This window comes from uncultured Paracoccus sp. (assembly GCF_937873615.1).
Classification (GTDB): domain Bacteria; phylum Pseudomonadota; class Alphaproteobacteria; order Rhodobacterales; family Rhodobacteraceae; genus Paracoccus.
This window is the reverse complement of sequence record NZ_CALMYP010000023.1, coordinates 66,400-77,244: the sequence shown is the minus strand read 5'-3', so window position 1 is coordinate 77,244 and position 10,845 is coordinate 66,400. Positions and strand designations below refer to the sequence as shown.

The following is a 10,845-nucleotide window of genomic DNA, read 5'->3' as shown; positions in this document are numbered from 1 at the left end:
GCGAAATATCACGATTACGACAGCGAAATCAGCGACTTACTTGGAGAATGTGGGTCTATACCGGGCTGGGCTGCCTGCTTGGACCATCGGTCATCTATTTCATGATCCGGGCGCTGGTTGGAGGATAGCAGCAACGGGAAACGGCAGCGCATACCCGGCTTCAGCGCGAAGCGCTCAAAACAGATAGAAGCCGGTTTGCGCGTCGATGATACAATCGGAACAGAATTGCCTGTGTCAATTTTGTCCAGCTCAACCCTTGGCTGCGGTTTTGCACAGGTTGTGCTGCCCACGCCCGTTCGATGAGGTTGAATGCGGCGGGGAAAATCACCAGAAATCAAACGGTTTCACATTAAATCGTTGAAATCGTTTGGTTTCCAATTTGCCATCTGAACGGCTCGTAGATTGAAGGTGGTTGTTCAAAACTCCATCTCGAAAGCCAAAAATATTGTTAAATTACAATTATTTGCACAAAGTCCTCCGTGGCGACTTTTGTGCATCCGCAATCCACATCTACGCCACATCAACACCGGACACCAAAAACTGCAAACGCAGGTAGACGTTCGCAGCCGCAGGCAGTGGCCGACGAAAGTGCCCCGGTGGATGCCAACTCGCCCCGGAATACCGCTTATGGTTTGTCGCGACCGCCTCGAAACAGGTCGGCCTATCGGTGCTGACCACCAGAGCACGCTCCCCCGCGATCCGCCCACCAACATGTAACAGCACGCGCGGGCAGGCTTGATTGGGTGGTGGCGGACCGCTGCAAGTGTTCGGCTATCGCCGCATCGTCGTGGCGGGGGGCGAGACCTCGGGCGCGGTGGCGCAGGCCGTCACCGATGCGCTTGGCCCGGGCGACATGCGCCTGGCGCTGAAATCCGGCAATTTCGGCGCCCCCGATTTCTTCGCCAAGGCGCTGCGGGTGATGGAGGACGGCCAATGACGCCCGAGGAAGCCGCCGCCCGCGAAGACATGGCGCGGCTGTGCAAATCGCTGTTCGACCGCGGTTTTTCGGTGGGCACTGCGGGCAATGTCTCGGTCCGGCTGGCGGATGGCATGCTGATGACGCCGACCAATGTCCGGCTGGGCGATCTGGACCCCGCCCGTAACGCGAAACTCGACAGCGACGGCAGCCATGTCGCCGGCGACCGCCCGACGAAAGAGGTCTTTCTGCATCGGGCCTTCTACGTCACCCGCCCAGATGCCGGCGCCGTCGTGCACCTGCATTCGACTTGGGCCACGGCGCTGTCCTGTCTGGCGGATACCGACCCGCAGGACTGCATCCCGCCGCTGACGCCTTATGTGGTGATGCGCGTGGGCCGGGTCGCGATGGTCCCCTATGTGAAGCCCGGCGATCCCGAAACCGGCCGGCTGATCCGGGCGCTGAACGGTCGCCACGCCGCCGTTCTGCTGGCCAATCACGGCCCCGTCGTCAGCGGCAGGACGCTTGGCTCTGCCGTTGCCGCCGCCGAGGAGTTGGAGGAGACGGCGAAGCTGCTGATCGCCTTGCGCGGCATGAAAACGAACCTTCTGACACAAGCGCAGGTCGAGGATCTGCGCGCCACATTCGGGACGATCTGAGCCGATGCCCGACCCGCTGATCCTTTTCCGTGCGATCCTGACGCTGGCCGCTGCCGTCGTGGCTGGCGGCCTGCTGGACAGCGCGGGAATGCCGCTTGGCTGGCTGGTCGGCGCGATGCTGGCGATGATCGCGGCCTCGCTCATGCGGCTTGCCGGCGGTACAGCCGACCCGCATCCTGCCTTTCGTCAAGGGCGCGGTCGGGACCATGCTGGGCGCCTCGATCCCGGCTGGGCTGGCGGACTCCTTTGCGAATTGGTGGCCCTCGCTTCTGTGCATGTTTGCGGTCATGCTGCTGGGCGGCTGGCTGCACTTCACCGCCCTGCGCCGGATCTTCGGCTTTCCGCGCATGGATGCGGCACTGTGTGCCATGCCCGGCGGCATCAGCGAGATGATCCTGCTGGGCGAACAGGCCGGGGCCGATCAGCGCCGCGTGGCCATTGTCCATGCGCTGCGCATCGCGCTGTCGATCCTGATCATCCCGCTGGTGGCCGGGCTGGTCTTCGGCATTACCGTCGGCAGTTCAGGCGACCTGCCGCCCGTGCAGATGAGCCCTGCGGACTGGCTGTGGTTCGGGCTTTGCGTGCTGTCGGGTGTCGCCGCCGACCGCTGGACGCGGCTGCCGATCCCGCTGATCCTGGTGCCGCTTGTCGTCAGCGCGGCGCTGCACCTGAGCGGCATGTCCGCCTTTCACGTCCCGCCCGTCATCGCCATCGCCATCCAGGTGATGATCGGCATCAATGTCGGCGCCCGCTTTCTGGGCGTTTCGCCCTATGCGCTGGCCCATGTCGCGCTGGCGGCCTGCATGGTGGCGGGTATGCAGATGGCGCTGGCGGTCGCGGCGGCGCTTGTCATGGCCGCGACTGGGCGCTGGGACGCGCTGGCCTTGATGCTCGCCTATGCGCCGGGCGGGCTGGCCGAGAACCATCTGCGCGAGACCGGCGAAAGCGGGCCTTTGGTGCAGGCGCTGGGGGACTGGCTGGACGGCCGCGCCAGCAGCTTCGAATTCAGCTTTCGCCCCAACCGCTTGCTGATGCATGACACGACCTGCACCCCCGCGCTGGCCGATATCGCCGGGCTGCGCGACGCCGTGGCCGAGGCGGCGGGCGATCCGCGCCTGCTCACCCCGCAATTGCCGGTCGAGGTTTCGGTGGATCACTCGCTGGCGGTCGATCTTTACGGCTCGGCTGCGGCGCTTGCCCGCAATTCCGCCAACGAGATCGCCCGCAACCGAGAGCGTTACGGCTTCATGAAATGGGCCTCGGCGAACCTTGCGGGCGTGCATGTGAACCCGCCGGGGACCGGGATCATGCACACCATCAACCTTGAACAGCTGGCGACCGTGCTGGAGTTGAAACCGGATGGCAGCGCCCATCCCGACATGCTTCTAGGCACCGACAGCCACACGCCGATGATCAACGGCATCGGTGTGATGGGCTGGGGGATCGGCGGGTTGGAGGCCGAAAGCGTGATGTTCGGGCAGGCGGCCTCACTGGCCATGCCGGGGGTGGTCGGGGTGCGGCTGACGGGCGCGCTGCCCGCCGGGGTGCTGGCCACCGACCTTGCGCTGGAAGTGACGCACCAGCTGCGCCGGCTTGGCGTGACCGGCGATTTCGTCGAGTTCTTCGGGCCGGGCGTTTCGACCCTGACCGCCGACGAACGCGCGGTAATCGCCAACATGGCCCCGGAATACGGCGCCTCGACCGGGTTTTTCCCGGTGGATGCGCAGACCGTCGCCTACCTCGCCCGCACCGGCAGGCCCGCGTCCTTGACCGAGACCATCGCGCCGGTCTTCCGCGCCATGGGCCTGTGGTTCGACCCGAAGGCCACCCCGCATTTCGACCGCCAGATCCGGATCGACCTTTCCGCTCTGACGCCGCTGATCGCCGGGCCGCGCCGCCCGCAGGACCGGATCGCGCCTTCGCAGGCGGCGGCAGAGATCGAAACCGCCCTCGGCCGCCAACTGGATCCCGCGCAGCCGGGCATCCCGGATGGGGCTGTCGGCGTCGCGGCGATCACCAGTTGCACCAATACCTCGGACCCGCGGCTGCTGATCGCGGCCGGTCTGCTGGCGCGCAAGGCGCGGGCGCTTGGACTGAGCGCTGCGCCCTGGGTCAAGACCTCGCTCGCGCCCGGATCGCCCTCGGCCCGGGCCTATCTGGACCGTGCGGGGCTGCTGGACGATCTGGCCGCGATGGGGTTCGACATCGTCGGCTTCGGCTGCACCACCTGCATCGGCAATTCCGGCCCGCTGCCGCCCGGGATCGAGGCGGCGCTGACCGAGGGCAAGGCGATCTGCGCCGTTCTGTCGGGCAACCGCAATTTCCCGGGCCGGGTGCATCCGAAGCTGGATCTCGGCTATCTCGCCTCGCCGCCGCTGGTCATCGCCTATGCGATCAAGGGCGATGTGCAGGGCGATATTCTGAGCGATCCACTGGGGCGGGACGGGCAGGGCAGGCCGGTCACGCTGGCTGACCTGTGGCCGTCGCAGGCTGAGGTCGACGCGGCCATGGTGCAGGGCTTTCGCACAGGTGACGTGCAGGGCGCCTTTGCCAGGGCCGCCAACCCCGAATGGCAGCGGATCGAAGCCGCCGACAGCGCGCGTTTCCCCTGGGACCCGGCCTCGCGCAACCTGCGGCGCCCAAAATTCGCCTCGGCCGACGAAAAGTGCCGGCTTGGCCATTACAGCGCCCAGCCGCTGCTGGTGCTGGGCGATGACATGACCACCGATCATATCTCGCCCGCCGGCTGGATCGACCCGGAGAGCGAGGCCGGCAAATGGCTAGTCGAGCGCGGAGGCGATCCCAAGGATCTGAACGTTTATGCCGCCTATCGCGGCAATTGGGAGGTGATGCTGCGCGGGCTGTTCACCTACCGGCTGGCGGTCGAGGGACAGCCGGTGATCCTGATGGCGGGCGAGCGTTACGGCATGGGTTCCAGCCGCGACTGGGCCGCAAAGGGGGCGGCGCTGCTCGGTGCGCGGGCGGTGATCGCACGCAGCTTCGAACGCATCCACCGCACCAACCTGATCGGTATGGGCGTGCTGCCGATCGTCATCGCAGACAGCTTCATCCCGCAGGGTGCCGCCATCACCCCCGCCGACCGGTTCGAGATCGACCTGCCCCCCGAGACATTGACCCCGAACATGGCGCTGAGCGTGACCCGCATCACGCCGGACGGACAGCGGCAGGAAATCGCCTGCCGCGCCGCCGTCGAAACCGCGCAGGAGGTCGGCTTGCTGCGGCAGGGCGGGGTGCTTTCGGCCATCCTCGCCCGGACGCTTTCAGATCCGACCGGAGACGTATCATGAGCGCGATCAACCACAACGCAGACGATCTGGAACGGCTGCGGCGCGGGCTGGTGAACCCGCGCCCCGATATCCGGGTCGAGCAGATGGCCGGTGCCGTCGCCAGCGTCGAAGGCGACAACGCGATGGGGTGTGCAGTTCCGCATCCATCTGCACCTTCGCGGTTGGGCAGACTCTCATCAACGTGAGGGATCTTCCCGGGGGGTGGGGCAAGAAGAACCCGACAACCCTCGCTGGACGTGTAACGTCGCCGATTGAACCCCAAGCCCGAACCCTCTAGCGTTCTGGTCCAGACAAAGAAATTACGGAATGCGCATGAGCGAGTGTTTTGTCACGGACCGGGAGTTGCGATTTGGCGACTGCGACATCTCGGGGACCGCATATTATCCAGCCTATCTGAACATCCTGAATGGCGTGGTCGAGGAATTTTGGGCCCATATCGGCTATCCTTGGCACGAGATCATCTGGAACGAGCGTTGGGGAACGCCGACGGTGCACCTGTCCTGCGACTTTTCCAGGCCGTCCTTCTTCGGTGATCGGCTGACCTTCCGGCTGACCGTTCTGAAAGTCGGCAAGTCCTCGGTGCGGCTGAAGCACACCATCCATTGCGGCGCCGAGCAACGCTGGTCGGTCGAGCAGGTTCTGGCGGCAAGCTGGCTGGACGAACATACCTCGATGCCCTGGCCGGATGAGGTGCGGGCAAAGCTGGAAAGCCTCATGTCACCCGAAGTTCACAACCGCCGCCCGGTCGCGGCACAGACCCATCACTCCCAAGGCTGAGACGGATCGGGCAGGGGGATCGCCTCCAGCAGCTCGCGGGTATAGGCCGCCTCGGGTGCCGCGAAAAGCTGGTCGGTCAGGCGGTCTTCGACGATCTTTCCCTGATAAAGGACAATGGTCCGCTGGCACAGTCGGCGGATCACGCTGAGATCATGGCTGATGAAGGCCAGTGTCAGCCCCAGTTCCCGAACCAGTTGCTCCAACAGGTTCAGCACCTGAGCTTGCGAGGAAACGTCGAGACCCGACACGATCTCATCGGCGAGGATGAAATCGGGCTCCAGCGCAATCGCGCGTGCAATGCCGACCCGCTGGCGTTGCCCGCCGGACAGTTCATGCGGGTAACGCCCGGCGAAACCCCTCGGCAGGCCGACATGATCCAGTGCACGGCCAACCCTATCGGCAACGGCGTCAAAGCCATGCAGGCGCAGCGGTTCGGCGATGATACGACCGACACGGTGTCGCGGGTTCAGGGAGGAGAGCGGGTCCTGAAAGATCATCTGGAACCGCCGCCGCAGCGGGCGCAACGCGGCCTCTGACGCATGGGTGATGTCGGTGCCGTCGAAGATCACGGCCCCTGACGACGGCTCCAGCAATCTGACCAGTGCGCGTCCGAGGGTCGACTTGCCAGAGCCGGAGCCGCCGACAATACCCACAACGGACCCTTTCGGAATGGAAAAGCTGAGACCATGCAGGATCTCGATCCGGCGGGCCGGACCGACCAGCGGCTTTGCGGTCATGTCCGCAACCGAAAGGTGCAGGTCGTCGACCTTGTAGAGATCAACCATCGGCCAGACCCCGCTCGTTGATGGCGCTATCCATTGCACGGTCGAAGGCCTCAACTTCGGCCCTGACCGATGCCGTCACTGTCTCGGGCACCGGCAGCAAGCCGGCGGCAGGATCGGTATATTTCGGCGTTGCCGCCAGCAGGGCGGCCGAATAGGCATGGCGAGGTGCGGCAAAGAAATCGGTCACCGAGGCGTCCTCTACGACCATCCCGGAATAGAGCACGGTCAGCCGCTGACACACTTTCGACACCACGCCCAGATCATGCGTCACGAACAGAAGCGCGGTTTGGTGCCGCGCCTGCATCCCGGCGATCAGTCGCAGGATCTGCTTTTGGACCGTCACATCCAGCGCCGTCGTCGGCTCATCCGCCACGATCAGCTTCGGTTCTGCCGCGAAAGCCGAGGCGATCAGGATGCGCTGCCGCATTCCGCCTGACAGCTCATGCGGATAGTTGCGCATCACCCGTTCAGGGTCGGGAATGTGAACCTCGGCCAACAGATCGAGGGCGCGGGCCGTCGCGTCGGTTCGCGACCAGCCGAGGATATGAACAAGGCGATCGGTAATCTGCGGTCCGATCCGGTGGCTGGGATTGAGCGCGGTCAACGGGTCCTGTGGGATCAGCGCCGCTGTTGCCCCGATACGTCGCCGCCTTTCGGTCGGCGGCAGGGACAAAAGGTCGGTGCCGTCCAGCCAGATTTCCCCTTCGGCAATTTCCACAGCACCGGGCAGGATTCCCAGAATGGCCTTGCCGATCATGGACTTGCCGGCACCGGATTCGCCGACCAGTCCGCGCACCTCGCCCGGCGCGACATCCAGCGAGACGCGGCGCAAAAGCCGGGGGCCGTTTTTCAGGCGCAGTGTCAGGTTTCGAACGGAAAGGAAGCTCATCTCAACACCGGATCGAAGCGGTCTTTCAACCCCTCGCCCAACTGGGAAAAGGACAGCACGGTCAGGAACAGGGTAATCAGCGGAAAGACCAGCACCCACCATGCCTGGTGGATCGAGCTGCGACCTTCGGCGATCATGCCGCCCCATGTGGGATCGTCGCTGGAAATCGACAGGTTCACAAAGCTCAGGATTGCTTCCACGATGACGGCGATCCCCATCTCCAGGGTCAGCAGCACCACGATTGTCGGCAGGACATTGGGCAGGATTTCACGCAGCATCGTTCCCAGCCGCCCGCGACCCGCGACATGGGCCGAGGCGACATAATCCATCGCTCCCTGCGACATGGCCTCGGCTCGGATCACGCGGGCAAAGCGGGTCCAGTCGATGACTACTATGGCAATGATGATCGACCAAAGCCCGGGCCCCAGCACGGCAATCAGCAGGATGGAGAAGAGCACCGGCGGAAAGGCCATCCAGATGTCGATCATGCGCGAGATAACCAGATCCGCCCAACCGCGCAGGAACCCCGCCATCAGGCCGAGGCAGGCCCCGATCACGCAGGTTGCCGCCCCGGCCACAACGGCGACCAGCAGGGCCAACCGTGCGCCATGGATGATGCGCGACAGCACATCCCGGCCAAGACTGTCGGTTCCCAGCAGATAGCCCGGCTCTGCCCCGGCCTGCCAGAAGGGCGGCATACGGCCAAGGAACAGATCCTGCGCCAGCGGATCTTTCGGCGCGATCCAGGGCGCGGCGAGCGCCAGGCACAGCAGCAATCCCAGCCATCCGGCTGACAGCCAAAGCCGCAGCCCCGCGCGACGGCGGATCATGGAACGTCCGTCAAGCATGGCGCAACCTCGGATTCAGGACCGCGTAAAGCAGGTCGACCGCCAGATTGACGGCGGTGAATATCACGGCAAACAGGATGACGATCCCTTGAATCAGCGGCAGGTCGCGGTTGATCACGGCGTCGATCGCCATGTTGCCCAATCCCTCGTAAGAGAAAAGCCGTTCTATGATGACGGTGCCGCCGATCAGGAAGGTGAACTGGACGCCCACCAATGTCAGCGTCGGCAGCGCCGCATTGCGCAGCGCCTCGCGCAGGATCACCCGGGTTTCGCCATATCCCTTGGTGCGGGCGAGGGTGACATAGTCGAGGTTCATCGTCTCTTTCAGGCTTTGCTTGAGCAACTGTCCGATGATCGCCGCCAGCGGAATCGCCAATGCAAGTGCCGGCATGAACATGTGAGAGACGATGTCGGCCCAAAGATCCAGCCGCAGGCGCAGCAGGCTCTCGAACAGGTAGAAATTTGTTGTGAACGGCAGATCCAGCGAGGGCGTCACCCGACCCGATATATGGAAAATCGGAACCAGAACGCCGAAAAGCAGGATCAGCACCAGCCCCCACAGGAAATCCGGCACCGACAAGGCCACGCCATCGGCCACATCTATGGCGGCCTCGGTGCGCGTGCCCCGATAGCGGGTGCCGGTCAGGGCCGCCGCCCCGCCCAGCAGGCAGGCGATCACCAGGGCCATGATCGACAGTTCGAGCGTTGCCGGAAGCCGTCCAAGCACCAGCCCAAGCACTGGCTGGCGTGACGTGATCGAAGTGCCGAAGTCGCCCTGAACCACGCCCGAAAGCCAGATGCCGAATTGCGCAACAAGGGACTTGTCCAGCCCGTAGAGCGCATTGAGACGGGCGATGTCATCCTCGGTCGCGCCGGGGGGCAGCATCATCGCGACAGGGTTTCCGGGCACCACCCGGATCACGAAAAACACGATGATCGCCACCCCCAGCAAGGTGATGGCGGTGGTCGTCAACCGCATGAGGAGAATGCGCAGTATCTGCATGAACCCTGTTACCTTCGTGTCTTGCACACGGCCCAAGGGGGCTTGCCCCCTTGCCCTGCATTATCGAGAGCAGCGCCGGGCTGACGACCGGGCGTTGTGCCGCCCGGCCGCCACCCGTCCCCCCCTATCAGGCGCGCTTCATCAGATGCGGCAACAGTGCGCCCGAGGCATGTGGCGTCACCACCACGCCCGGCGCGTGCAGGATCGGCTGCACATATTGCAGCAGCGGGATCACCAGGGCGTTTTCGGCTATATACCGGTCCACGGCCTTCCAGCCCTCGATCCGTTTCGCCTCGTCCGGTTCGGCCCAAAGCGGATTGATCATGTCGATCAGGTCCTGGCCGTCCCACACCGAATGCGGGCTGGGACCGAACATGGCGAAGCCGGTCGAGGTGGTCGGATCGCCGACCGAATTGCCCCAGTTATAGAAGGCGGCAGGCGCCAGCTGGTCGGCGGCGCGCAATTCGTAATGCTTGGCGATCTCGTAGATCTCGATCTCGGCTTCGATCCCGACCTTGCGCCACAGGCCGACAATGGCCTGCACCATCTCGTAATCCTTGGGCTTGAAGCCTTTCGTCGTCTGAATCTTGAACTTCACCGGGTTGTCGGGGCCATAGCCTGATGCGGCCAGCAGCTCTACGGCCTTGTCGGGATTGTACTCTACCGTGATCGAGGGGTCGTATGCCTCGTATTCCGGCGTTTCAAGCGTGTCGATCTTCACGCCATAGCCTGACATCAGCCTGTCGATGATCGCCTGTTTGTCGATGGAAATGGCCGCGGCCATACGCACATTGGGGTCGGTCATGACCTCGATATCGTTCAGGAAGATCATGCCGATATCCGAAATCGGCGCAGCCACGCCGGCCAGCGGGCCGTTCTTCAGGCGGTCATATTCCTCATAGGGCATTTCCAGCGTGACATGGCTGTTGCCCGATTCGACCTCGGCCACGCGCGCGGCGGCATCGGGGACGAACTTGATGGTGACGGTATCGAACTCCGGCTTGCCGCCCCAGTAATTCGCATTGGCCTTCAGGCGAACAAAGGCGTTTCGCTCGAACTTCTCGACCATATAGGGGCCGGTGCCGATGGGTGCGGCTTCGAATCCCTCGGGTCCGACCTTCTCGTAATAGGCCTTTGGCAGGACATAGCCGGTCAGGAAATACATCCATTTGAAAATGGTCGGGTCAAACTGCGCCACATCCGCGATGACCTTGTTGCCCTCGACCCGGTGATTGGTCAGCGTGCCCCAGACGAACTGCATGGGGCTGCCCGTGTCAGGATTGGCGACGCGCGCGAGGTTCCAGGCGACATCCTCGGGCGTGAAGGGCGATCCGTCATGCCAGGTCACGCCTTCGCGCACCGTCATCCAGACCTGGCTGCGATCCTCGTTCCAGCCCCATTCGGTCAGCAAACCGGGGGCCGGCTTGAGATCGGGCTGTTGCAGAATGTACTGGTCGAAGACCGACTGATAGATGCCCTGAATGGTCGGGTTCACCGCACTGGGACCAACTGTCGGATCCCATGAGGGCAAGTTGACGCTGTAAGCGATGACCAGTTCGTCGATGGCCTGCGCAAAACCCAGCTTTGGCAGTCCGATCGTGCCCGCCGCGATTGACGCGGCAGAGAGCTTCAGGATGCTCCGGCGGTTGATTTTCATGTT

10 protein-coding genes are annotated in these 10,845 nt (G+C 64.0%); 5 read left to right on the top strand and 5 right to left on the bottom strand.

Annotated elements, in window-relative coordinates:
* The first annotated feature begins 763 nt into the window (after window positions 1-763).
* From Q0330_RS07340 to Q0330_RS07320, 5 genes are all read left to right on the top strand, one after another.
* The gene (locus Q0330_RS07340) at window positions 764-937 is read left to right on the top strand and encodes a hypothetical protein (RefSeq protein ID WP_299476673.1); all 174 of its coding nucleotides are present in this window, start codon (window positions 764-766) and stop codon (window positions 935-937) included.
* On the top strand, window positions 934-1,575 hold the full coding sequence (otnC, locus tag Q0330_RS07335) for a 3-oxo-tetronate 4-phosphate decarboxylase (protein WP_299476665.1): 642 nt from the start codon (window positions 934-936) through the stop codon (window positions 1,573-1,575). The genes Q0330_RS07340 and otnC overlap by 4 nt, the downstream gene beginning before the upstream one ends.
* 149 nt (window positions 1,576-1,724) lie before the next feature.
* Window positions 1,725-4,883 carry an AbrB family transcriptional regulator gene (locus tag Q0330_RS07330; protein WP_299476662.1) on the top strand — a complete coding sequence of 1,053 codons (3,159 nt, stop codon included), beginning with the start codon at window positions 1,725-1,727 and terminating at the stop codon, window positions 4,881-4,883.
* Window positions 4,880-5,068, top strand: a complete 189-nt coding sequence (locus tag Q0330_RS07325; protein WP_299476660.1) for a hypothetical protein — start codon at window positions 4,880-4,882, stop codon at window positions 5,066-5,068. Before Q0330_RS07330 ends, Q0330_RS07325 begins: the two co-directional genes overlap by 4 nt.
* Window positions 5,069-5,195: 127 nt before the next feature.
* Window positions 5,196-5,660, top strand: coding sequence for a thioesterase family protein (locus Q0330_RS07320; RefSeq protein ID WP_299476657.1), 465 nt, complete (start codon window positions 5,196-5,198; stop codon window positions 5,658-5,660).
* Here Q0330_RS07320 and Q0330_RS07315 read toward each other — a convergent pair.
* From Q0330_RS07315 to Q0330_RS07295, 5 genes are all read right to left on the bottom strand, one after another.
* On the bottom strand, window positions 5,645-6,445 hold the full coding sequence (locus tag Q0330_RS07315; RefSeq protein ID WP_299476654.1) for a dipeptide/oligopeptide/nickel ABC transporter ATP-binding protein: 801 nt from the start codon (window positions 6,443-6,445) through the stop codon (window positions 5,645-5,647). The two genes, Q0330_RS07320 and Q0330_RS07315, sit on opposite strands and share 16 nt — an antisense overlap.
* A complete protein-coding gene (locus Q0330_RS07310; RefSeq protein ID WP_299476651.1) occupies window positions 6,438-7,334 on the bottom strand; it encodes an ABC transporter ATP-binding protein in 897 nt (298 codons plus the stop codon). The genes Q0330_RS07315 and Q0330_RS07310 overlap by 8 nt, the downstream gene beginning before the upstream one ends.
* Window positions 7,331-8,164, bottom strand: coding sequence for an ABC transporter permease (locus Q0330_RS07305; protein WP_299476648.1), 834 nt, complete (start codon window positions 8,162-8,164; stop codon window positions 7,331-7,333). The genes Q0330_RS07310 and Q0330_RS07305 overlap by 4 nt, the downstream gene beginning before the upstream one ends.
* A 10-nt stretch (window positions 8,165-8,174) precedes the next feature.
* A complete protein-coding gene (locus Q0330_RS07300) occupies window positions 8,175-9,185 on the bottom strand; it encodes an ABC transporter permease (protein WP_299476646.1) in 1,011 nt (336 codons plus the stop codon).
* A 127-nt stretch (window positions 9,186-9,312) separates the two neighbouring features.
* Entirely contained in the window at window positions 9,313-10,842 is a 1,530-nt protein-coding gene (locus Q0330_RS07295) for an ABC transporter substrate-binding protein (protein ID WP_299476643.1), read from the bottom strand.
* Window positions 10,843-10,845: the final 3 nt, after the last annotated feature.